This is a genomic window from Xylanibacter ruminicola (assembly GCF_900107775.1).
In the GTDB taxonomy this organism is placed as follows: Bacteria; Bacteroidota; Bacteroidia; order Bacteroidales; family Bacteroidaceae; genus Prevotella; species Prevotella ruminicola_C.
Genome location: NZ_FNRF01000003.1, coordinates 485,645 through 509,991 on the forward strand (window position 1 = coordinate 485,645; position 24,347 = coordinate 509,991).

General features: G+C 50.9%; 15 protein-coding genes. 7 read left to right on the forward strand and 8 right to left on the reverse strand.

Annotated elements, in window-relative coordinates; all coding sequences use genetic code 11:
• The first annotated feature begins 68 nt into the window (after positions 1 to 68).
• The 3 genes from mfd (at position 69) to BLU97_RS09630 (ending at position 4,901) form a co-directional block, all read left to right on the forward strand.
• A complete protein-coding gene (gene mfd, locus BLU97_RS09620; RefSeq protein WP_074761349.1) occupies positions 69 to 3,443 on the forward strand; it encodes a transcription-repair coupling factor in 3,375 nt (1,124 codons plus the stop codon).
• 110 nt (positions 3,444 to 3,553) lie between these two features.
• On the forward strand, positions 3,554 to 3,979 hold the full coding sequence (locus tag BLU97_RS09625) for an Hsp20/alpha crystallin family protein (RefSeq protein ID WP_028907222.1): 426 nt from the start codon (positions 3,554 to 3,556) through the stop codon (positions 3,977 to 3,979).
• A 175-nt stretch (positions 3,980 to 4,154) separates the two neighbouring features.
• A complete protein-coding gene (locus BLU97_RS09630; RefSeq protein WP_175456356.1) occupies positions 4,155 to 4,901 on the forward strand; it encodes a sensor histidine kinase in 747 nt (248 codons plus the stop codon).
• Between the two features lie 12 nt (positions 4,902 to 4,913).
• Here the strand turns inward: BLU97_RS09630 and BLU97_RS09635 are convergent, their stop codons facing one another.
• On the reverse strand, positions 4,914 to 6,179 hold the full coding sequence (locus BLU97_RS09635; RefSeq protein ID WP_074761351.1) for an MFS transporter: 1,266 nt from the start codon (positions 6,177 to 6,179) through the stop codon (positions 4,914 to 4,916).
• Between the two features lie 154 nt (positions 6,180 to 6,333).
• Between BLU97_RS09635 and BLU97_RS09640 the strand changes: the two genes are divergently transcribed.
• The gene (locus BLU97_RS09640; RefSeq protein ID WP_139208976.1) at positions 6,334 to 7,134 is read left to right on the forward strand and encodes a hypothetical protein; all 801 of its coding nucleotides are present in this window, start codon (positions 6,334 to 6,336) and stop codon (positions 7,132 to 7,134) included.
• Here BLU97_RS09640 and BLU97_RS09645 read toward each other — a convergent pair.
• Positions 7,127 to 8,731, reverse strand: coding sequence for an L-lactate permease (locus BLU97_RS09645; RefSeq protein WP_074761353.1), 1,605 nt, complete (start codon positions 8,729 to 8,731; stop codon positions 7,127 to 7,129). The two genes, BLU97_RS09640 and BLU97_RS09645, sit on opposite strands and share 8 nt — an antisense overlap.
• 188 nt (positions 8,732 to 8,919) lie before the next feature.
• Between BLU97_RS09645 and BLU97_RS09650 the strand changes: the two genes are divergently transcribed.
• Genes BLU97_RS09650 through BLU97_RS09660 form a run of 3 tightly spaced genes read left to right on the forward strand, consistent with a single transcriptional unit; the run spans position 8,920 to position 14,531 of the window.
• Positions 8,920 to 11,985: an FAD-binding and (Fe-S)-binding domain-containing protein gene (locus BLU97_RS09650; protein WP_074761354.1), complete on the forward strand. Its 3,066-nt coding sequence runs from the start codon at positions 8,920 to 8,922 to the stop codon at positions 11,983 to 11,985.
• A gap of 14 nt (positions 11,986 to 11,999) precedes the next feature.
• Positions 12,000 to 13,571, forward strand: coding sequence for a carboxylesterase/lipase family protein (locus tag BLU97_RS09655; protein ID WP_254771706.1), 1,572 nt, complete (start codon positions 12,000 to 12,002; stop codon positions 13,569 to 13,571).
• A gap of 39 nt (positions 13,572 to 13,610) precedes the next feature.
• Positions 13,611 to 14,531 (forward strand): endonuclease/exonuclease/phosphatase family protein, encoded by a 921-nt coding sequence (locus BLU97_RS09660; RefSeq protein ID WP_254771697.1) that lies wholly within the window; start codon positions 13,611 to 13,613, stop codon positions 14,529 to 14,531.
• 7 nt (positions 14,532 to 14,538) lie between these two features.
• Here the strand turns inward: BLU97_RS09660 and BLU97_RS09665 are convergent, their stop codons facing one another.
• The 6 genes from BLU97_RS09665 to BLU97_RS09690 all read right to left on the reverse strand — a co-directional run bounded on the left by BLU97_RS09665 (position 14,539) and on the right by BLU97_RS09690 (position 24,337).
• A complete protein-coding gene (locus BLU97_RS09665; protein ID WP_081352955.1) occupies positions 14,539 to 16,197 on the reverse strand; it encodes a glycoside hydrolase 43 family protein in 1,659 nt (552 codons plus the stop codon).
• A gap of 21 nt (positions 16,198 to 16,218) precedes the next feature.
• Positions 16,219 to 18,849 (reverse strand): beta-glucosidase, encoded by a 2,631-nt coding sequence (locus tag BLU97_RS09670; protein ID WP_074761357.1) that lies wholly within the window; start codon positions 18,847 to 18,849, stop codon positions 16,219 to 16,221.
• A 9-nt stretch (positions 18,850 to 18,858) separates the two neighbouring features.
• Positions 18,859 to 20,013 (reverse strand): dienelactone hydrolase family protein, encoded by a 1,155-nt coding sequence (locus BLU97_RS09675; RefSeq protein ID WP_074761358.1) that lies wholly within the window; start codon positions 20,011 to 20,013, stop codon positions 18,859 to 18,861.
• Positions 19,989 to 21,296, reverse strand: coding sequence for an acetyl esterase Axe7A (gene axe7A / locus BLU97_RS09680; protein ID WP_139208979.1), 1,308 nt, complete (start codon positions 21,294 to 21,296; stop codon positions 19,989 to 19,991). The genes BLU97_RS09675 and axe7A overlap by 25 nt, the downstream gene beginning before the upstream one ends.
• 78 nt (positions 21,297 to 21,374) lie before the next feature.
• Positions 21,375 to 22,424, reverse strand: a complete 1,050-nt coding sequence (locus tag BLU97_RS09685; RefSeq protein ID WP_074761359.1) for a pectinesterase family protein — start codon at positions 22,422 to 22,424, stop codon at positions 21,375 to 21,377.
• 182 nt (positions 22,425 to 22,606) lie between these two features.
• Positions 22,607 to 24,337: a RagB/SusD family nutrient uptake outer membrane protein gene (locus BLU97_RS09690; RefSeq protein WP_074761360.1), complete on the reverse strand. Its 1,731-nt coding sequence runs from the start codon at positions 24,335 to 24,337 to the stop codon at positions 22,607 to 22,609.
• Between the last annotated feature and the right edge of the window lie 10 nt (positions 24,338 to 24,347).

Sequence of the window (24,347 nt, forward strand, 5' to 3'; positions counted from 1 at the left end):
TTATTATTAATCCGTGTTAATCCGTGTAATCCGTGCCAATTTTTTTGTACTTTTGCAACCGAATCACAATGAAGATAGAAGAACTAGAGAAGGTATATGCCAAGTTGCCACAGGTGGCGGCGCTGGCTCATGAGATTGAAAATGCGGCAACACGACGTATTTTCCTTGAGGGGCTGTTGGCCTCGAGTGCACCCATGTTGTTTGGAAGTCTGGCTGCTAAGTGTAAGTCGCCCATCCTGTTTATACTGCAGGATGCCGAGGAGGCGGGCTACTTTTATCACGACCTGACACAGCTGTTGGGCACCCGACGGGTGCTGTTCTTCCCAAGCAGCTACCGTCGTGCCATCAAGTACGGACAGCTTGATTCGGCCTCACAAATCCTGCGCACTGAGGTGATGACACAGATCGACAAATCGGTGTTCATCGTAACCTATCCCGAGGCTCTGGCCGAAATGGTGGTGCCTAAGCAAACGCTTAACGACCGTACGGTGGTGATTGAGAAAGGGCAGGAGGTGCCCGTGGGAGATATCACCAAGCAGTTGCGCGAGTTGGGCTTTAACGAGGTGGACTACGTGTACGAGCCCGGACAGTTTGCGTTGCGAGGTTCTATCCTCGACGTGTACAGCTACAGCTGCGAGTACCCGTATCGTATCGACTTTTTTGGCGACGATGTGGAGAGCGTGCGCACCTTCCAGGTGGAGGATCAGCTCTCACTGGATGCCCGTGACAGGGTAGAGATAGTGCCCGAACTGGAGGCCGACGAGGCTGCCCAGGAGCCGTTCCTGTCGTTGTTGCCCCAGGATACCATCATTGCCACCAAGGACTATCTGTATGTGCGCGATGCCATCGATGCCGCTTTCCAGGAGGATATGCCGCTGGTAACAGGCGTGCAGTTTATGCATCAGGCTGAGGGCTTCCGCAGGATTGAGTTCGGTCATCGCCAGTCAATGGTCAATGGTCAATGGTCAATGATCAGCTTCCACATCACCATTCAGCCTCTGTTCCACAAGAACTTCGAGATGCTGTTTCAGGCTTTCGACAACTATCTGCATAAGGGCTACCAGGTGTATATACTGGCCGACAGCGCCAAGCAGAACGAGCGCTTGAAGGATATCTTTGCGCAGCGCGCCGAAAACGAGGGCGAGCATGCACAGATACGTTTTACACCGGTAGATAAGACACTGCACGAGGGTTTTATCGACGACGACCTGAAGGTGTGCTTCTTTACCGACCACCAGATATTTGACCGTTTCCACAAGTACAACCTGAAGAGCGACAAGGCCCGTAGCGGAAAGATGGCGCTGACGCTGAAGGAGATACAGCAGTTTGAGATTGGCGACTACGTGGTACACGTGGATCATGGTGTGGGACGGTTCGGCGGACTGGTACGTATGCCGCAGGGCGATGGCTATCAGGAGATGATCAAACTCACCTATCAGCATGGCGATGCCATCTACGTGAGCATCCACTCGCTGTATAAGGTGGCCAAATACAAGTCGCAGGATAATGGCGAGGCACCACGACTCTCTACCTTGGGTACGGGACAGTGGGAACGCCTGAAGGAGCGCACCAAACAGCACATTAAGGAGATTGCGCGCGACCTGATAAAACTGTATGCCAAGCGTAGGAAGGAAAAGGGCTTTGCCTTTAGTCGCGACTCGTATATGCAGCACGAGCTGGAGGCATCGTTCCTGTATGAGGACACGCCCGACCAGTTGAAGGCTACACAGGATGTGAAGGCCGATATGGAGAAGGCACGTCCGATGGACCGACTGGTGTGCGGCGATGTGGGCTTTGGTAAGACCGAGGTGGCTGTGCGTGCAGCCTTTAAGGCCGCCGTGGATGGTAAGCAGGTGGCTGTGCTGGTGCCTACTACGGTATTGGCCTATCAGCATTTCCGTACGTTCAGCAACCGACTGAAGGACATGCCTGTAACGGTGGATTACCTGACACGTGCACGTACCACTAAGGATACCAATCGCATACAGAAGGATCTGGCCGAGGGTAAGATAGATATCATCATCGGCACACACCGACTGATCAGCAAGAGCGTGAAGTTTAAGGACCTGGGATTGCTGATTATCGACGAGGAGCAGAAGTTCGGCGTGTCAACCAAGGAAAAGCTGCGCCAGATGAAGACATCGGTAGATACGCTTACGATGAGTGCTACACCTATACCACGTACGTTGCAGTTCTCGCTGGTGGGCGCACGCGATCTGAGTGTGATACAAACGCCACCACCTAACCGCTATCCGATACAGACCGAGATCCACACCTTTAGTCCGGAGATTATTGCCGAGGCTGTGAACTACGAGATGAGCCGAAACGGACAGGTGTACTTTGTGAACAACCGCATAGCCGATTTGCAGCATATAGCCGAGATTATACAGAAGTACGTGCCCGATGCGCGTATATGTATCGGACACGGACAGATGAAGCCCGAGGAACTGGAAAAGATTATCCTCGACTTCTCGAACTACGATTACGACATACTGCTCTCGACCACTATCGTTGAGAACGGTATCGACATACCTAATGCCAATACCATCATTATTAATGGTGCCCACAACTTCGGACTGAGCGATCTGCACCAGATGCGCGGACGTGTGGGACGTGGCAACCGCAAGGCCTTCTGCTATCTGCTGGCACCGCCACTCTCGGCATTGAATCCTGAGAGTCGCCGACGACTGGAGGCCCTGGAGAACTTCTCCGACTTAGGTTCGGGCATTAACATCGCCATGCAGGATCTGGATATCCGTGGTGCCGGAAACCTGTTGGGTTCGGAGCAGAGCGGCTTTATTGCCGATTTGGGCTACGAAACGTACCAGAAGATATTGAGCCAAGCAATGAGTGAGCTTAAAAACGAAGAGCCCGAATTCCTAGCTTCGGCCGAATCGGCCGCTTCAGCGGCAGACTCTGCCGCTGGAAAAACTAGCCCGGCTAGCCTGGCTAGTGATACAAGTAATATCTCCTGGGTTGATGACTGTGCACTGGATAGCGATATCGAGATGTACTTCCCCGATCAGTATGTGCCGAGCGATTCGGAGCGTATGCTGCTGTATCGTGAGCTTGACAACCTGGCTAACAGTACGCAGTTGGAGCTGCAGCTGGATGCCTATCGCAAACGTCTGGTTGACCGTTTCGGTGCCATACCTGCTGTGAGCGAGGAGCTGATTCTGGTGGTACCGCTACGTGTGGCCGGTAAGCAGCTGGGTATCGAGAAAATCATGCTGAAGCAGCAGAAGATGTACTTCTACTTTGTGAGTCGCGACGATAGTCCTTACTTCCAGAGCGAGGCCTTTGGTAAGATACTGCAGTACGTGTCGCGCTATCCCCGTAAGTGCAACTTCCGCGAGGGTAAAGGTAAGCACTCGGTGGTTATATCCGAGGTACCTACTGTAGCTTCTGCGCTGACAATCTGTCAGGAGATTCTGTCAATCTGACGCATAATTTGCCTCTGGTATCTGTTTTGCAATCATGGCTTGTGAACGCCACTAGGCGCTCAACAACATGGTTTAACAATTTTAAAAAATAGAATTAGGAGGTAAAAATTATGATGCCAGTAATGAGAACTAACAGTTGGATTCCAAGTGTATTTGCAGATTTGTTCGACACCGAGTATATGCCGAAGGCAAATTGCACAGCACCAGCTATCAACGTAAAAGAAAGCGACAAGGCCTACACCGTAGAGCTTGCAGCACCGGGCATGAAGAAGGAGGATTTTAATGTTCATATTAACGATGAGGGCAACCTGATTATTAAGATGGAACAGAAGCAGGAGCACAAGGATGAGGATAAGAACATGCGCTATCTGCGCCGCGAGTTCTCGTACTCGAAGTTTGAGCAGACACTGATACTGCCCGACGACGTTAAGAAGGAGGACATTAAGGCACGCGTAGAAAACGGAGTACTTACTGTAGAGCTGCCTAAGATAGTAGAAGAGAAGGTTAAGCTATCGCGACAGATAGACATAGCATAATAAAACATCGGAGAAGCGGTTAACAAATGTTAACTGCTTCTTTTTTTTCGGATTATTTCTTATCTTTGCACTCAATAACCTAAAATATAGCATTATGAGTTGGCAATCGATTATTTTTATTCTGATTCTGTTTTTGTTTGCAATCTGTCTTTTCCTTGTGCAGCATTATTATCATGTGCGCCTAAGAAATGAAATAGGTCGTGCACAGCGTAGCGAGCGTATTAAAACGGTGTTTATGGCCAATGTGAGTCATGCCTTGCGTACGCCTTTGAATGCTATTATTACCGATAGTCAGAAGCTGCTGGATACTGAAGAAACAAATCCTAAGAAGCTGAATGCCGCGATGACTACCATTAACCAGAATGGTAAGCAGTTGCTGTATTTTATATCGCAGCTACTCGAACTGTCGAGCTTTGATAGTAATATGGCCACTTTTACCATGATAGAGGTGAATCTGGCCGAGCTGATGGCGTCGTATCGCCGTGAGGCTCAGCGCGACGCAGGTGCCAATGTACAAGTAGTTGTACGTTCGCCATTGTCGCCACACGCCAAGGGCATGGTAGATACCAACCTGATGTATCAGCTGATGACACACCTGTTGCACAATGCGCTTGCGCACACCCAGGAGGGTACCATTACCATCGATTATGACCAAGAGGATAAGGGCCTGAGGATTGAGGTGATTGATACAGGCGACGGTGAGCCTCAGGACTTCCAGTCGAACTTCTCAACACTCATTCAGGGTAACGATTCGCTGGCACTGTTTAATCAGCGTTCGGGTCTGGGCTTATCTATCTGCAAGTCGATTGTTGAGGGTCTGCATGGCACCATCGAACTGAAGTCGGAGAAAGGCAAGGGTACCCATGTTACGGTTTGGATACCTTGTAAGATGCGCGACACGAAGAAGGGGTTGGTAAGATAATCACAACATGTTTTAGCGTACGGTAGGATTGAGGTTGCGGCGCAGGAAGAAGGCGCGCGTAGCCAGGAAATATGTGGCTACACCCGTACCGTTAACGAGTACTACCGTCCAGAAAGCTGCGCTGTAGCTAATCAACTCGGCTACGATACCACCAACCAGAATTCCTAATCCCATACCGATATCCCACGAGATAAGGATGGTACTGTTGGCAGTGCCACGCTGTTTGTTGGTGGCCACATTGATGGTCATGTTCTGGAACGCAGGCCACATATGACCGTTGCCCAAACCAATCAACAATGCGGAACCATAGTAGCCGATGAACATTGACCATTCTTGCCTTGCAAGCCAGCAGAGCTGGAGCGGAACATTGACCATGGAACATTGAGTTAGCGTTGGCATTAAAATGAACAATGTGTAGCCTACCAGGGAGATGACCATACCGGTAGCGGCGTTATGGGTTACACGACCTTCGCGGAGGGCTTTGCTGCCTTGCAGGCGACTGAGGATAAGACCTACTGAGCACAGCATGAAATAGGTGCCTGTGCCACCGGTAATACCCATAACCTCCTTACCATAAATGGCCAGATAGTTGCTAAGCACACCAAAGCTAAAGCCAAAAGCCACCATGTTCAGGCCCAACAGCCAGCCACGTGTAAGAAAGAAGCGGTCTAATGAGAGAGTTGAACAATTCTCCTTTCTCCTTCCTCCTTCGTCCTTCCTCGATAAATCAACGGTTGAGTCGATCAGCCAGCCTGTAGTGGCCACGATAAGCGCTAGCCAGAACAGAACTTCGAAGCTGTTGGTAAGCTGGTAGATGAAAATGCCGATGGTGGGTGCGATGGCCATGGCTAGGTTGTTACTCAAGCCGTAATAGCCGATACCCTCGGTACGTCGACTGCTGGGCAGCACATCGATGGCTACTGTGGCATTGGCCGTGGTAACTGAGCCGAAGGGACCGCCATGCAGCGTGCGCACAATGGTGAACAGCAGCAGGGTAGAGGCGGCCAGATAGCCTGCAAAGAAGATGGCAAACAAACCGAAGGCTATCATGAGCACTGTTTTGCGGGGGAACGTATCTACCACATAACCACTGAATGGACGCACCAGCAGGGCGGTAATGGTATAGCCCGAGAGTACCAGTCCGATTACATCCTTAGTAGCGCCGAAATGCTCGCTCAGGTAGAGCGGCAGCAGCGGTGTAAGCACGTAAAAGGCAAAAAACAACGTAAAGTTGGCTGCCATCACCTTGCAGTAGTTCCTATTCCAAAGTCTGTCCATCTTATCTTCCAATCTTTCTACTTTTAAAATGCAAAGGTACGCTTTTTTGGGCGGTTATCGGCAGAACTAACGTTAACGAACTATAACGCGGCTTAACTTTTGACCTCGGCATGCGTCATAACAACAAAAAAAATAATCATTATCAACTATAAGTATGAAAAGAATTGTATTGCTTTCGGCCGTAGCCCTGGTCCTTTCATCGGCAGCTATGGCTCAGAACAAAGAGGTGAAGATTGGTGATGTAACCATGATTATCAACCCCGAAAAGGGCGCCAAAATCATGTCGCTCAAGTATCAGGATCAGGAAGTAATTTCGCAGCTCAAGTGGCCCGAAAGCTTCGGAAGCACTTTCTGGACAAGTCCGCAGAAGGAGTGGAACTGGCCTCCCGTATTCGAACTCGACAAGGGCGTGTACGAGGTAGTAGAGAAAGACGGGCATCTGGTGATGACCAGTCCGGTGTCGGAGAAGCTGAAGTACCGTGTGCGCAAGGACTTCAGTACCGATAACAAGGATGGTGCCATTGTGATTACCTACAGTATTATTAACGAGAGCGGCGAAGAACGCAAAGTGGCCCCATGGGAGATTACCCGTGTGCCTAATGCTGGTGTGATTAAGTTTGATGCCCCTGTGGAGAGCATATGGCCTGCCGGTTTGATGAACTTTGAGCAGAAAGACGGTGTGGCTTGCTATGCTGCCGACGAGGCGCCGCAGAACCGTAAGGTGAATGCCGACGGTAAGGGCTGGCTGAGCTACGAGAACAACGGCCTGGTATTGACCAAGAAGTTTGCTGACCTGAAGGCTGATGAGCCTGCTCCTGGCGAGGCCGAGATACAGGTGTACGTGAACCGTGGCAAGACCTATATAGAAATAGAGAGCCAAGGTGCTTATACAACCCTGGCTCCCAATGCTGAGCTAAGCTGGACGGTACGCTGGTACCTGCAGCCTGCTAAATAACGTGCAAGCCTAAGAATACCATCAGACCGTTCATCAGTATCCAGAAGATAGCGAACGGCATGGTCTTACGCATAATATCGCCATCCTGACCCTCCATGTCACATGCTGCGGTTGCGATGGCGATACTTTGTGGCGACAGCAGCTTACCACCTTCTGATCCGGCACAGTTGGCTGCGGCCAGCCAGTTGGTTTCGCTACCACTCACACCAAAGAAGGTGCCCTGGTTAACCAGTCCTAAGTCGCTGGCGGCAGTGGCCTGCAGCTTACCAAACAGAATGTTGGCATTGGTGGCGCTACCCGTTACAAACGTACCGATACTACCAATGAGCGGTGCAAAGAATGGGAAGGCCACACCGGTAAGCATTACCAATCCCTTAGCGATATCGTTAGTCATACCCGTATTGTTCATGAGCATGGCCATGGCTACCAGACAGCAGATGGTAACTACCGTCTTCTGCAGGTTCAGTGTGGTTTTGGCCAGCAGCTTCATCAGCGCACCAAAACTCATGCCCTGTATCAATCCACCAATCACGGCACCCAGGAAAATCATCAGTCCGGCATTCGACAGCCAGCCAAACTTAAAGGTGTTGCCAATAACGGGCAGGTCGAACTTGGTAACCAGTGTGCTACCCAACAACTCGTTAACAGGAGGCACAATCTTACTGCTGATCAGGATGAAGAAGATAATCAAGCCGTAGACACTCCAGGCCTTGAGCGTTTTAACCAGACCGAAGTTCTTCTTCTCGATCTGTACCGTATCGTTAGCACTCTCATCGTGTATAAACAGCTTGTTGTAAATCAGCATGGCGGCGATGGCGGCTACCGAACCCAGAATGGCTGGTGTCTCAGGACCGATAAAGTGGGCACAGCAGAACTGCACGATAATAGAGAACGAACCCACAAACAGCGCAATGCAGATGTTCTTGATAACCTTGGTCTTATCCGTTAGCATCAGGATGAGGAACGGGGTGATAAAGAACATGAGCGACAGTTGCAGGATAATAAAGGTGGCTACCTCGCAAAGCTCCTCAGGGGTTGCGGTACCGCTGGCAGCAACCTGGTTGGCCAGTGTGGTGGCGGGCAATCCCACAGCACCAAATCCTACAGCTACGGTGTTGGCAATCAAACAGATAACAGCCGAGAACATCGGCTTGAAACCTAAGCCGATAAGGATGGCTGCAGGGATGGCTACAGCCGTTCCAAAGCCTGCCATACCTTCGAGCACACCACCAAGACCCCATGTAAGCAGCAGTACCAGCAGACCTTTATCCGAGGTCATCTGGATAAACTGCGTCTTAATAGTCTCAATTTCCTTGGTTTCGCAAAGGATGTTATAACTAAAAATCGCACATATAATAATAAGTATGATAGGGAAGCAGGCCTTGAGCAGTCCCTCGACTACCGACCATAGCGTGATGCCAACGATGCTTGCCTGTGCATACTTCTCGGGCACAATGCCTAAGGCTGGTGCTGCGAACAGTGCCAATACAACGGTTACAATCAGCGTAATGATAGCGCTCTTGTAGCCAGATACCTTGAAACCCATCATTAAAACAATGAGTAACAGAATAGGGATAGCAGATACTAATGCTGACATAGGATTTTAGTGTTAGTGAATATTTATATAAGTTCTGCCGACAAATATACGAAAACTTTTGATACGTACCACGATTTTTTTTGTGAAAAAATCAAAAGAGGCAAAAAAACGTTGAAAAAGTGTGATGATATCGAAAAATTTTGTATATTTGCTCACAAAAATCGAGTATAACTAAACCCAAGAGCCCTATGCTAAACGAATTCTTATCAGAACTTCGGCGATTCATGCCTGCCGAGCGCATTTACACCGACGAGCTACGTACCTTAGGTTGGGGTACCGACGCCAGTTTTTATCGCCAGATTCCGAAGGTAGTGCTTCGTAGTGATGGTGAGGAAGAGATATCAAAGATTGTACAGTTGTGCGATAAGTATAAACTGCCCTTTACCTTCCGTGCTGCTGGCACATCGCTCTCAGGACAGAGCTGTACCGACAGCGTGCTCATTGTGGCTGGCAAGCATTGGGAGAAATATACACTCTCGGAAAATGCCGAAAGCATCAAACTGCAGCCTGGTATAGTAGGGGCGAGGGTTAATCAGATACTGAAGCCTTATGGACGCGTGTTCCCACCTGATCCGGCATCTATAGGTGCTGCCATGGTAGGTGGTATCGTGGTAAACAATGCATCGGGTATGAACTGTGGCGTGCATGCCAATAGCGACCGTATGCTGCTGTCGGCGCGTATCATCCTGACCGATGGTACGGAGCTGGATACTGGCGACCCGGTGAGTCGCGAGGTATTCAAGAAACAACATCCTGATTTTATCTCTAAGATCGAGGCACTGCGTGACAAGGTACGTGCCGATCAGGAGCTGACCGATCGCATTACCAAGAAATACAGTATTAAGAACGTAACGGGTTTGAATCTGCGCCCACTGGTGGCTTACGACGACCCGTTTGATATCATCGCACACTCTATCGTAGGTAGCGAGGGCACACTGGCCTTCCTGTCGGAGGTAACGATGAAAACACTGAAGGACTATCCGTTCAAGGCATCGGCCATGGTTTACTTTATGACCATGAAGGAGAGTTGTGAGGCTGTGGTGGCTATGAAGAAGCTGAAGGCTGGCGACGAAGACCTGGAGATGAGCGCCGAGAACCTGATGGTGAAGAGTGCAGAGATGCTCGACTATAAGTCGCTCTCGTCGGTTGATGATCCCGTTTATCTGCAGTATAAGCAGGATGTGGATGCCGGTAAGATTGAGGGCGTGCAGCCTGGCGATTACCATAACTTGACGGCTATACTGACCGAGACCAAGGGTATTACCCACGATCAGCTGCTGATGAAGATCGAGAAGATCAAGGAGTGCTTAGGGGCATTCAAACTCTATATTCCTGCTGAGTTTACCGAGGATCCGGCGGTGTACGGTAAGTACTGGGCTATCCGTAGCGGTATATTCCCATCGGTAGGTGGTACACGTCCGGTAGGCACCTCGTGCCTGATTGAGGATGTGGCATTCCCCATCGAGAGTCTGCCTGAGGCTACGGTGAAGTTGCAGAAGCTGATAGCCGATCATGGCTACGACGATGCTTGTATCTACGGTCATGCCTTTGAGGGTAACTACCACTTTATCTTGAATCAGAGCTTTGCCGATGAGCACGAGGTGGCCCGTTATGCCGAGATGATGCGCGATGTGGCTAAGCTGGTGGTTGAGGGCTACGACGGTAGTTTGAAGGCAGAGCACGGTACAGGTCGCAACATGGCACCGTTTGTGAAGTATGAGTGGGGTGAGAAGGCCTACGAGGTGATGAAGGAGCTGAAGTCTATCTTCGACCCGAACGGACTACTGAACCAGGGTGTGATATTCAACGACGATCCCGACTGCTTTATTAAGTGTCTGAAGCCGCTGCCAGAGTTGGATTACGACTTCAAGAGTGTGCCTGATGGCGGACACTACCTGATGGATCACAAGCTGAGTACAGCCAAGGAAACCATCGAGCAGGTGAAGCGTGCCAACAAGTGTATTGAATGCGGATTCTGCGAGGTTAACTGTATGTCGTGCGGACTCACACTATCTTCTCGTATGCGTATCGCCGTACAGCGCGAGATTCGTCATCTGATTAAGACTGGTGAGGACGACGAGCGCTTGGAGCGCCTGCAGAAACAGTATAAGTACTATGGCGATCAGACCTGTGCTACCGATGGCTTGTGTTCAACCTCATGCCCCATGAAGATTAATACGGGCGAGCTGACACACCTGATTCGTCAGATGGATATGAACACGCGTCCGTTGGGCTACTGGGTGGGCGATTATGCATCCAAGCATATGGCGGGCATCAAGAGCGGACTGCGCGTAGTGCTCGACGTGGCACATGCCGCACACGTCACACTCGGTCCGACACTGATGACTACCGTATGTCGTACGATGAACAAGATGGGCCTGCCACTCTGGACTACCGCTATGCCTAAGAAGCATCGCCAGCCCAAGAAGAGCGACCTGACGCAGTTTATCATTAATTCCATTGACCATTCACCGTTGACCATTGACCATTCTGCTGCGCAAACAGAAGATAAAAATGTTCAATGTTCAATGTTCAATGTTCAATGTTCAAAGGTGGTTTACTTCCCCAGCTGTATCAATCAGACCATGGGACAGTCGAAGAGTGGCGGCAAGATTCACGACCTGGTGGATGAGGTGATACAGTTGATGGCTAAGGCTGGCTACGAGGTAATCTTCCCAGAGGGCATGGAGCGTATGTGCTGTGGCCAGATATGGGAGAGTAAGGGTATGCTGGATATTGCCGACCGTAAGAGTGCCGAACTGGAGGCAGCCCTGTGGAAAGCCAGCGAGGAGGGTAAGTATCCTGTGCTGTGCGCCCAGAGTCCGTGTCTGCACCGTATGAAGAAGGTGATGCATAAAATGCATCTTTATGAGCCTGCTGAGTTTATTATGAAGTTCCTGGTACCTCGATTGGATTTCCATCCTATCGACCGTCATATAGCACTACACCTGACGTGTTCTACCCGACAGATGGGTGTAGATAAGGATATGATAGCCTTGGCTAAGCTGTGCTCAAACAACGTGTTCCTGCCCGAGGGTGTGGGCTGTTGCGGTTTTGCTGGCGACAGAGGCTTTACCTTCCCTGAGCTGAATAAGTACGGATTGCGCAAGCTGCGCCCACAGATTGAGGCTAACCATATCGAGGTGGGCTACTCTAACAGTCGTACCTGTGAGATCGGTCTCGAATCGAACACAGGCATACCTTATATGAGTATTGTGTATCTGGTAAATGAATGTACAACAACTAAAAAATAATAATTAAACAAGTGATGAAAGTGTTACTTAGAAAACTGTTGCTGGTTGTCATCGTGATGGCAGCCAGCACTGCTGTGCAGGCGCAAGCGCTCCTGACTACACATGTAGAAACTGGTGATGTACAAGGTGTACTGGACGATGGACTGGCCGTGTATAAGGCCATCCCGTACGCAGCACCTCCTGTAGGTAATCTGCGTTGGCGCGCTCCACAGCCTGCTAAGGCCTGGGAGGGTGTACGCGTGTGCGATGAGTTTGGAAAAATGCCTCCACAGCCCACACGTCCTGGTCGTACGGCCGATATGATGAGCGAGGACTGCCTGTATCTGGGTATTGCCACACCTGCTAAGACCGTAAACGACAAACTGCCTGTGATGGTATGGATTCACGGTGGCAGTTTCCAGACCGAGTGGTATGGTGGCGACCTGTGGAAGCACCTGGCACTGCGTGGTGTGGTAATCGTGAGCATCGAGTACCGTACAGGTGCCTTAGGCTTTATGGCCCATCCCGAACTGACTAAGGAAAGCAAAGACGGACACTCGGGTAACTACGGACTGTTGGATCAGATTTATGCCCTGCAGTGGGTACAGCGTAACATTGCCCAGTTTGGTGGCGATCCTGATCAGGTAACCATCTTTGGTGAGAGTGCCGGTGCCATCAGCTGCAGCATGCTGTGTGCATCGCCTTTGGCACGTGGTTTGTTCCATCGTTGTATCAGTCATAGCGGTGGCTCGTTTGCGCCTTGGAGCGATGCGCCACGTTCGTTAGGACTTGATGCCTCGCAGAAGGGTGCCGAGCAGCAGGGCGTGGCCTTTATGAAGCATCTGAAGAAAAGGAACCTGAAGCAGCTGCGTGCCATGGATGCCATGGCACTGTGCGATGGTAACGTGGGCTTTGCCGGTTTCTGGCCTTGTGTGGATGGCTACGTGATTTGCGACGACCAGTATCGTATGTATGAGCGTGGCGAGTATAACGATGTGCCCGTAATCGTGATGACTAACAGCGACGAGGGTGCGCTGTTTGCCCCAGGTAACATTACTGCCGAGGACTATCAGAAAACGCTGAAGAGCATTTTTGGTGCATGGGCCGATGAGGCACTGAAGTTCTATCCTGGTGCTACTAACGACGAGGCTTGGCACGGCTTTGGCGATGCCTTCCGTGATATGGGCTTTGCATGGCCATCGTACGCATGGGTTAGCTTGCAGGCCAAGACGGGTAAGAGTGCGGCTTATGCGGCTTATCTGGCTCAGCCTTCGGAGATGAGTTTTTCACGTGATCCACGTCGTAAGGGTGTGGCTCATGCCGATGATATCATGTACCTGAACGGTCACTTCCTGCTGCAGAGCGAAAAATATCCAGCCGAGAGTGCAGTGGCCGAAATCATTCAGCAGTATTGGGTGAACTTTGCCAAGACGGGTAATCCTAACGGTAAGGGGCTGCCTTACTGGCCAACCTTCGACGAGAGCAAGCCAACCACTATGCAGTTCAGCAATGGTGCATCGCTGATCAATGTGCCCAACCGTGAGCAGATTGATTTCGTGGATCGTTACTATCGTGCAAAGCGTGCCGAAGTAGAATCGAACAGATAATTTATTCAATTCATTTACACAAATAATTAAACGCTACTAATGAAAGTATTCAGTAAACTTATGCTGGTTGCCATGATGATGGCAGCCAGCATTACTACACAGGCCCAGGAGCTTTACGTGGGCAGTTACAACATTCGTTACCAGAACGACGGCGATGCCAAAGCAGGTAATGCCTGGCAGCAGCGCATGCCGGTATTGTGCGGTCAGATACTGTTTGAACATCCGGATATCTTCGGTGCTCAGGAGGTATTGGAGTCGCAGCGTCAGGACTTATTAAAGCAGCTGACCGATTACGACTGTATCGGGTTAGGTCGTGACGATGGGAAACATGCCGGCGAGCACTCAAACATCTTCTACGACCGTAACAAAATCAAACTGTTGGATCATGGCGACTTCTGGTTGTCGGAAACCCCTGAGAAGCCTGGTTTGGGTTGGGATGCCGCTTGTGTGCGTATCTGCTCGTGGGGTTATTTTAAACTCAAGGGTACCAGTTTGAAGTTCTATTACTTTAATCTGCACATGGACCACGTAGGTACTGTGGCACGCCGCGAGGGTGCCAAACTGGTGGTGCAGCGTATCAAAGAGATTTCTAAGGGTAAGCCCGTGGTGCTGACAGGTGATTTTAATGTTGATCAGACTAACGAGATTTATGGTATCTTTACACAGTCGGGTGTATTGGACGACAGCTTTGAGAAGGCGCAGTTCCGCTTTGCCGAGAACGGTACCTTTAACAGCTGGGATCCTGAATTGAAGACCGCCAGTCGTATCGATCATGTTTTTGTATCGCCCTGTTTTGTTGTAGAGCGATACGGCGTACTTACCAATGCCTATTGGTCGGAGGCTCCACAAAACGGTGATGTTCTCAAAGGCGCCAATGCTCCACAGGAGATCAACTTCCAAAAGCATCAGAAACGCCTTCCCTCCGATCACTATCCCGTTTTTGTACGTTTGAGAAAGTAATGGCTGGTTAGAGCCCGACTCTTATCCAGTCGGGCTCTAACCAGCCTCGGTCGGCTTTGGCATCGGTCTCTACTGATACAAATCCGAACTTGGCACCAATCCATTTTCCTTCTTTCATCTTAAACTCGCTGCCGCAAGGTTTGAAATTCTTGCCGTCCTGACTCCAAGCCAGCTTCAGTTTCGAGTCGTTCACTATCATGCGCAGATAGATATCCTCGTGCATGCCGGGCTTGTAGTCTATCTTGTCTATAGCCGTGGGCTTCAGGGTGGCTATCAGCTGCTCTGTTTGTGCGGCACCTTTGTCAGCACCGTTGCACGTGATCTGCACCAGTTCGAACTGCTTGCCGGTACGGCGCACTACCAGGGCTGTATAGTCCAGTCCCATCATGATGAGGCCGCCCATCTGTCCCTCAGCCTTCGAGGTGAAGCGCAACTTTGTAGTTACAGTAAAGCGATCGGCTGGTGTCTTCTGCAGTAGCATGTTGGGTACCTCCCAAAAGTTTTTCCATCCAGCCGACAGCTTATAGGTGTAGATGCGATAGGTACCAAAGGCGGTAGCCATACCAAACTTCTCGTCGTAGTTGCCGTGCCATTGCCATTGCAGTCCCGTGGCAGGCTTGTCAAACTCGTCGCTCTCTACTGGATTGATGATGGTGTTCACAGAGGCTTTTGGTTTCCGATAGCTTGTCACCGGTTCGCCTTTGTGTCCCATGATGGGCCAGCCGCTGCTCCAGTCCACTGGATTTAGGTGTACCACGCGACCATAGGCCTCCTTGTCTTGGAAGTGCAGGAACCAGTCTTCGCCATATTTCGTATGTACCCATGCGCCCTGGTGAGGACCGTTGATAGCTGTCTTGCCTTGTGCCAGCACTATCTTGTGCTCATAGGGACCATAGGGCGATTTGGCGCGCATGGCCAGTTGAAAGCCTGTGGGCACGCCGCCCGCAGGGCACATAATCCAGTACCACTCGTTGCGTTTGTAGAATTTAGGTCCCTCGCAGGTGCGGTTCTCTGTGCCGTTACCATCGAACACGATCACTGGTTCGCCTATGGGCTTGGTACCTTCGCTATTCAGCTCGCGCACTGTCAGCACCGATGCAAACTTGCTGCGCGAGTTGGCCCATCCGTTCACCAGATAGCAACGCCCATCGTCATCCCAGAGTGGGGTGGTGTCGATATAGCCCTGTCCCTCAATCACGCAGATAGGGTCTTCCCACTCGCCGGCAGGGTCGCCATGTTTGGTTTTCACCATCATCACGCCGAAGTCGGGATCGCCCCAATAGATGTAGTACTGTCCGTTGTGATAGCGAATGCTGGGTGCCCATACACCGTTGCCATGCTGTGGTTTGCTACTGAAGTGACGCAGCAGTGCTTCATTGCCTGTGTAGAGGTTTTTCAATGCATAGCCCACAATCTGCCAGTTCACCAGATCCTTTGAGTGCAGAATGGGTAGTCCGGGTGTGCAGTGGAAGCTCGAAGCTGTCAGATAGTAGTCATCGCCGCTGGGACCCACACACACGTCGGGGTCGGAGTAGTCGGCATTGATCACGGGGTTGGTATATGTGCCGTTGCCATTGTCAGGGCACCATACCTTCGAGCGGTATTGCGCCTGTATTGCCAATGTCATTGACATGAGAGATAAACTCAATAGTAGTTTCTTGTTCATGATTAAATATCGTTTTGGTATTTATTTGATGTTTACTAGGATTTTCTTCAGGTTTTTGTCGGCACTTGAGAGCCCCACCATCACCTCATACTTGCCAGGCACTACACGCATGGTGTTGGTTTGGGCATCCCAAAGTTCGAAGCTCTTGCGGGGTAGAGGGATGCTGATAGTCTTGTTCTGACCTTTGTACAGAGTCACCTGCTGGTAGGCACGCAGCGTCTTAAGAGGTCCTTCCTGATCATCCAAACGGCGTATATAAACCTGAACAGTCTCGATGGCTGCAGGGGCATATCCGCCTAGATTCTTAACATTTACACGCACCTGATGGTTAGTATAGGTGGGCTGACCAATCTGAACCTTATCGTAGGTAAGTCCGAAACCGAATGGGAACAGCGCCTCGCCCTTGAAGTAACGATAGGTGCGGTTCTTCATGGTGTAGTCAAGGAAGTCTGGCAGATCGTCTGTGCTCTTGTAGAAAGTCACGGGTAGTTTTCCGCAGGGTGCAAACTCGCCGAACAAGATCATTGCCAAGGCTGCCCCCCCGCGCTCGCCAGCGTACCACCACTGGAGTATGGCATCGCAGGTCTCAATCTCGGGAGCCAGAGCCATAGCACCGCCCGAGCAATTCACAAAAATCACTTTTTTACCTGCCTCGTGCAGTCGGCGGAGCATATCGCGCTGCGATTGGGGTAACTCTATGCTGGTACGGTCGCCACCCTCGAAACCGGGTTCGTTTACGCGCATCTCTTCACCCTCAAGACTTGGCGAAATGCCGCCCACAAAGATCACCGTTTCGGTATTGCCAATCTGTGCCAGCAACTCGTCGGTGGTAGGAGCTATCCTATGCTGAACATCGAAGTTCAGGGCTGCAAAGCCCGTCTCTTGTACATAGTCCACCTGTATGTTGTAGTGCTGACCAGCCTTTACTTTCAGTTCTTTTTTGTTACCTTGAATGCGCTGGCGACCTTTCCATATGTTTACCAGCGTATCGCCGTTAACAATGAGTCGAAGCTTGTCGTCGCCGCTGATGTTGAAAATCAGTGTCTCGTCGACAGCAGGTATAAGGGTGCCTTCTAGGCAGGCAGAGAAATGCTCGAGGTTTATGCCTGGGGCAAACACGGTGTTGCCGCCATTACTGAGTTTAAGCGCCTGCCTGGCCACAACTACAGCATCGGGATCGCCTTTCATTTCGGTATTGTTCCAGTAGGTAGCGCGCATTCCAAGATTGCCCAATGGGTCGACCATTCGTTGGAAACGGCTTTCATACTGCTCGTTGCGGGTATGTCCGCAGCCCGGTATGTAGCGCACCTTGGCGTGAGAGTTCAGCAGTTTAGCCTGCGTTAAGATGCACTCCCATGCGGTAAAAGTGCGGGTGGGGTAGCCGCTGTAGTTGCCCCACATCATCACTGAGTCGTTGGCGTTTGGTCCCATCACCACCATGTCGAGTGCCGAACCAGCGTTGGGACGGTTGTAGTCCAAAGGTAGAACGTTGTTGCGGTTCTGCAACAGTACTATGCTTTTAAGTGCCATTTGCCCGGCAAGATCCTTGTGCTTCTTTGAGGCTACAACGCTCTCGGGTATCTTTGTCCAGGGATTAAGTTCATCGGGATCCATATCGCCCAGTTCGAAACGCGCTATGAGCAGTCGGCGCAGACTGCGGTCCAGATCGGCCTCTTTAATATCGCCGCGTCGCACAGCCTCTGGCAGGTGCTTGTATTCCGATCCGCACTCCACGTCTGTACCGGCTAATACAGCTTTGGCCGATGCTTCACCACCATCTTTGGCCACATTGTGCCAACGGGGCAGGAAGTCGCGGATGGCACCGCAGTCGCTGGTGATCAGTCCGTCGAATCCCCATTCGTCGCGCAGTATCTGTTGTTCATATCGTGTCTGGGCGCAGCAGGGCTGTCCGTCTATGCGCTGGTAGGCGCACATCACCTCGGCCACCTTTCCCTCTTGCACCAGTGCCTTGAAGGCTGGCAGATATGTCTCCCAGAGGTCGCGCTCGGGCAGGTTCTCGATGTTGAACTCATGTCGGTTCCATTCCGGACCGCTGTGTACGGCAAAATGCTTGGCACAGGCCAGTAGCTTGCGGTAGGGACTTACACCCAAGTCTTCGCCGTTGTAGCCTACACCCTGTAGTCCGCGTACCACAGCCAGTCCCATCTTGGCCGTCAGATAGGGATCCTCACCGTAAGTCTCTTGTCCTCGTCCCCAGCGCGGGTCGCGGAAGATGTTGATGTTTGGTGTCCAGAACGAAAGACTCTGATAGCGCTTGATGTCGCCCGAACGCTTGGCTTGCTGAGCTTTCACACGTGCCTCGTCGCTCACGGCTGTAAACACCTGGTGCAGCAGGGCATCGTCCCACGAGGCAGCCATGGCCATGGTGATGGGAAACACGGTGGCAAAGCCATTGCGCCCCACGCCGTGCAGTGCCTCGTTCCACCACTGGAACTGAGGGATGCCCAGACGGGGAATGGCAGGCGAGGTGTCCATCATCAGACTGACCTTCTCGTCGATGGTGAGACGCTTCAGCAAGTCGTCGGCACGCTGTGCCGCACTGAGCTGTACGTTCTGATAGGGTAACTGTTGAGCGCTGACCGGTGCTATGCCGAGGCTCATCATGAAGAGTGCAAAGATTTTGGTTCGCATGAGTGATAGTTATTTTAAATGCTTATTGAAGAATTCGAGTACGCGTTGCTGCGATCTCTTGCCGCAGCTGTGTGGCATGTCCCAGAGCTCGGTTTCCAGCTGATTGTCGGCACCCTGACTCTTCCAGACATCGTGCATCGTGCTGAAAGCCTTCTCTACGCCAGCCACAGGGAAGAGCTTGTCCTGCGTGCCGTTGATGAACAGCATGGCCTTGGGGCAGGCTATGCTGGCGATGTGGGGATAGTCCAGCCAGCGGCGCAGTCCGGGCAGACAGTTGGCAAACCCGCCGTTCTCCGTGCGACTGTACTTGAATCCCATCTGTTCGTCGGTCGTCACCATCCAGCATACAGCGGCACCAGCTTTGATACGGTCGCTCAGTGCTGCCAGCATCCAGGCACGATACGCGCCCATCGACCAACCTGTGCAACCGATGAGGTTGGCATCCACTTCTGGCATCTGCGCCAGATATTCCGTGGCAGCGATATCATCGTAGGTCATATAGGCCGAGAGGTCGATGCCATACATCATCATGTTGCCGGCTATCATGTCGTAGAGGTTACGTTTCATACCCTCCTTCAGGCCCCGTTCGCCCCACATTGGTGCGTCGGTGCACAGCACCACATAACCGTGCTGCGCCAGATAGTCGCCGAAGAACTGTCCCTCGTAGCCCTTGGCCCAGTCCAGCGCATCCTTGATTACCGTCGAGTCCTCGCAGGCCAGCGGATAGATACATTTCTCTTTTCCTATATAGAAATGTCCGCCGTGGTCGTGCAGCACGTTGATGGCCGGGTGGGGGCCTTTTCCGTCCGGTATCAGCACGTAAGCCGGCACCTTGTAGTATCGCGATAGTTGTATCTCTATCTTGCGTGCCTTATAGCCCTGTCTCTGCTCCTCATAGAGCACGGTGGCCTCGTAGCCGTTGGCAGGAGCCGGCGGCGGTGTCAGCATGCAGTCCAGCACTTTTTGACGGGCTACCTTGCGCCATTTCTTGAAATTTTTGATTTTGCTGTTGCCCCATGCCAAGGGATAGTCGAGGTCGGCTATCAGCGAGTCGGCATACGCCGGCAGGTTGCGCATGAATTCATATTTCTCGCGTTTCTGAGCCTGTGCTGTAGTGACTGCTATTAACAGAAGCAGTATTATCTGAGATGCTTTTTTAACCATAACATTTGATTGTAATTTGTAGTATCTGATGTCCAGTGTTCATTGATAGGCGTGATGAGCGACTCTTTGGGCGCTGTGATAAGATTCCACACAATATAGCTGGTGGTAGGTGGGCATACATCGTCATTATAGCCCCAGGTGAGATATACCGGACAAGTGATGCGACGCGCGAAGTTGACCACATCGAAATAGGCCATCGTCTCAACTTTTTCTGGTGTTAGCATCCCTTTTAACCGATTGAAATGAGGATATCCTCCTGCACGATGGTCCAGATAGCCAGCCATATCGCTTAGTGCAGGATGATTGGCTACGCATGCCGTGATACGCGGGTCGAGTGCAGCTGTGATGAGCGATAAGGCTCCTCCTTGGCTACCTCCTTGTACGAATACGTTCTTGCCATCCCATTCGGGAAGCGAGCATAAGTAATCCACGGCTCGTACGCAGGCCACATAGACATGCTTCATATAGTAGTTGTCCTTGCACTCCAGTCCATTGGTGAGGTAGCCGTTCTCATAGTCAAAAGCTGTGGTAATCTCTTTGAACTGCTCGTCGGTCATCTCAGGGTTCAAACCATGTATCTCCATCTCCAGACGGATAAAGCCGTTTTTGGCATAATAGATGTTTCGCATGGGCTCCTTAATAGTTTTGATGCCGGCCCCAGGAGGGCACAATACTACTGGATATCGGCCCTGCTTTTTGGGTCTGGAGAGGTAGGCATAAATGCTATGTCGCTTGTCTGTCTTTATCTTTAGTAGATAGGTGTCGGTCTCATCGGTGCAGTATCTGTCCACTTTCTTGCAATCTACATGCAGTTGACTTTGGCGTGCCTCTTCCAGATTGTTCTGCCAGAAGGCATCAAAATCCTTGGGGTTGGGGGTATAAGGTTTAAGTTTTTCAGGCGAGAAACCCACTTTGACGTGGTGCTGATATTTCCCATTGACGTTGAGACGTAAATCCAGGAATCCTGGCTTTTTCATGGTTCCTATGTCGATAGTGGCTCTACCATGTTTCAGTTTTACTGTGCCTGATGATGTGGCAGGCATTTCATCGGGGCCTATCTCGTAGTTCACCTCCACATCTTGTGGCACGCCATAGAGTGTCAGACTAACTTCAATTTTGGCTTTTTCGCCTACTTTGTATAGCCAGTCGGCGTGGTCTGGTATTGTCAGCCACAAATAATCAGAGCGGTATGGATAGTTTTCAGCCCATAATGCTGTTGTCAATCCTAAAACAATTGTCAACATCATTGCTTTCAGAGTCCATCTGTTATTTAATTGTGCCATAATCACTTTTGTTTAAGTAGTTTACTTGGGTGCAAAATTACAATATTATATTTATATCACAAAGAATTTAGCCTATTTTTATTGCTTGTTTTTTCTTTCGAAACAGCCGTATTGGTTGACAGGTATTTTTTTTCTGTTGATGGTGATGTAGCCAATGGGGTGATTGGCTGTATCAAACAGCAGTTGTGGGTTCCAGTGGTCGTCACCTTCCATCACGGCCTTGATGGTGTATTGTGCAGCTTCCTGTGCCGACAGGGCGTTTTTGGCTGTACACCAGATGGTGTCACCTTTTTCATCAAGGCGATAGTAGCGGTTGATGCGTTTTGACAGGTCGAGTGGGGTGCCATCGGCATTCATGGTGTTGTATTCGGCAAACACCTTTGGCAGTCCGTTCATGTGTGGGCACCATCCCACTGCGGGAATAGTGACTTCTGCACGTGTGTTCAGAAAAACTGTTTGTGGCTGGTGGTGCCAGGGGCGCCCCAGCAGGATACTTGTTTCAACAGGATTGCCGTCGGCAGTCAGCGTACAGTTGTTAAACACATATCCCCATCGTGTGGTATCACGATGTTTGGGTGCCACAATCCATCCGCCCGACTTACGATTGATCTTGATGGTGCAATTTTCCAACCAGACATTACCGCTGCCATAGATAAAATCTACTGCACCGAGAATGAGGCTGTTGCTGACATAGTTGCGCCCGTTGTCGCTTTCAGAAGTGCGATAGGTATCCTGATAGCTCAGAATGGCACAATGGTCGATAGCGATGCGGTCGCCCTTGGCATAGAGTGCCAATGCCTGTGGTCCGTTCTCTGCCTCTACACCATAGCTGTTGACGAACGAGATGCCTTGGAAGATGATGTCGCTGGCGTGTACCACTACTGTAGCCCCTTTATCTACCGGCACGGCTTCTGGTCCTCCACTTTTCTGGTTGTCCGTGATAAACACCTTGTCTCTTCCTTCACCAATCAGACTGAGTCGTCCTTTGTCTTGTGGTATGAAGACGTGTTCCTTATAGGTGCCAGCCTTAATGAATATCCGGCATTGGTTAAGGTTGTTATCCGGCACAGCGTCGATGGCTGCCTGAACGGATGTGAAATCACCACTACCATCGGCTGCTACGACCATGTGAAAAACTTTGTGTGCCGCCTGAACATTTGCGGCGAGTAAAACTAAATAGATACTTAATAATACTTTTCTCATATTCTCTTTTTTTTGTTTCTAAAGGAGGAATACATCTCGCACTCCTCCTTTCTTCTACGCATTGTATAACTAAAACTAATATAACTTAAATATGTGAATCATTCTGTTTATTGATAACCTTCGTTCTGTTTGAACTCACTTTTGTTGGTCAGTGCGTCGATCTCCGACTGGGGGATGGGGCGCAACTGGTGGTACGACTGAATGACGTCGGCCACATCAGGGTTCATCTTCTTGATACGCTCAACAAATTTGCCTGTGCGTTTCAGGTCGAAGAATCGCTGCTGCTCCATCGAGAGTTCACGTCCACGTTCATCCAAGATGAAGTCAATATCCAGATCGGCCTCTGTGATGCGCATCTCAGCTTCGTGTCCTGGGATGGCTCGCTTTTCGCGCAGGATGTTCAGCAGGCGTACTGCCTCGGCCTTGTTGCCCTGCTGCATCTCTGCTTCGGCAGCAATCAGGTACATCTCAGCCAGACGGAGCACAAACCAGTCGCGCCCACTGAAATACTCCCATCCTGTGGGATTGGTGCTATCGTGGAATTTGTAGCCACTGATGAAATAGTCGCGTGTGCCAAAACTCTTGTGCGTGATAGGGTCGAACACGTCGTTGGCATCATAGATCTTGTAGTGATGCTGTGCGCGCTCTTCATCCGTATAGACATATTTCGATACCACAAAGGCCGTATCGCCTATCTGCAGCGGACCTGCCGCACCATAGGTGGGACCAAAGTTGGGATCATAGTTAGACGAGGTGCTGTTGACCAGCCATATTCCTTTGAACGTAGCGTCATAACGCTGATCGATGTGCTCGTTGAACGAGTGGAGATAGGCCAGTGTGGGCTGACTTTGAACCCATGGCGCATGCGTGTCGGGCGTCACCCACACGCCGCATCCGCTTACCATCCAGTAGCTCATGCAGGCAAAGATGGGCGACTGGTTGCCCACGCGATTGCCCAAGGTAGGTGAGTCCTCGCCTCCAGGACGTACAGAGAATGCCGAGAGCAGTGTCTGGTCGTTGGCATCGCCAGCATAGTTCACCCACCAGATGGCCTCTTTGTTGTTCTGTCCAGCTTCATTGGCCATGTCGAATGTGTCGGCAAACGAGTCGTACAGGTCGTAGGCTCCCGAGTTTATCAGTTCCTTGGCCAGCGTAGCCGCTTCGCTGTAGTTGCCGCGATAGAGGTCGAGGCGGGCGCGCAGAGCCTTTACGGCATTCAGTGTCACGCGGCCGTTCTCTTTGGGCTGTGTGCCATTCAGCAATGTGGCAGCCTCGTCAAGGTCGGCAAATATCTGCTGATATATTTCTGCCTGCGGAGTGCGAGTGGCTGTGGTCTCTGGAGCTTGAATCTCGTTGGTATAGAGGATAGCATCACCCCATATCTCGGTAATCAGGTGCAGGTAGAGGGCACGCAGAAAATGCACCTCGCCTAAGCGGTGGCGCTTGGTGGCCTCGTCGAGTCCGGCATTGTCGATGCGGCTGATGGCAGCATTCGTACAGTTCAGTCCGCTGTAGAGCACGTTCCACATATATCGGAATGACTTGAGTGTGGGATTCAGTTCTGCACCATAATATGCCAGTGCAGGCACATTGCCCGAGCTACTGCCAGCACCTGTGAAACAGTCGGTTCCCATCTCTGTAAGTGAGTAGCCGTCGGTGTTGCCCATAAAGGCTTTGGTATAAGCATAGCATGCGTTTACCAGATTCTCATAACCTTCTGGTGTGCCATAGAGCACGTCGGCAGTCACCGCATTGCGGTTGGTCTCATCGAGAAAGTCAGAGCATGATGACAGGCCAAGTGTCATGCTGAGGCCTATCGTAAAGATATATTTCTTCATAATTGTTTTT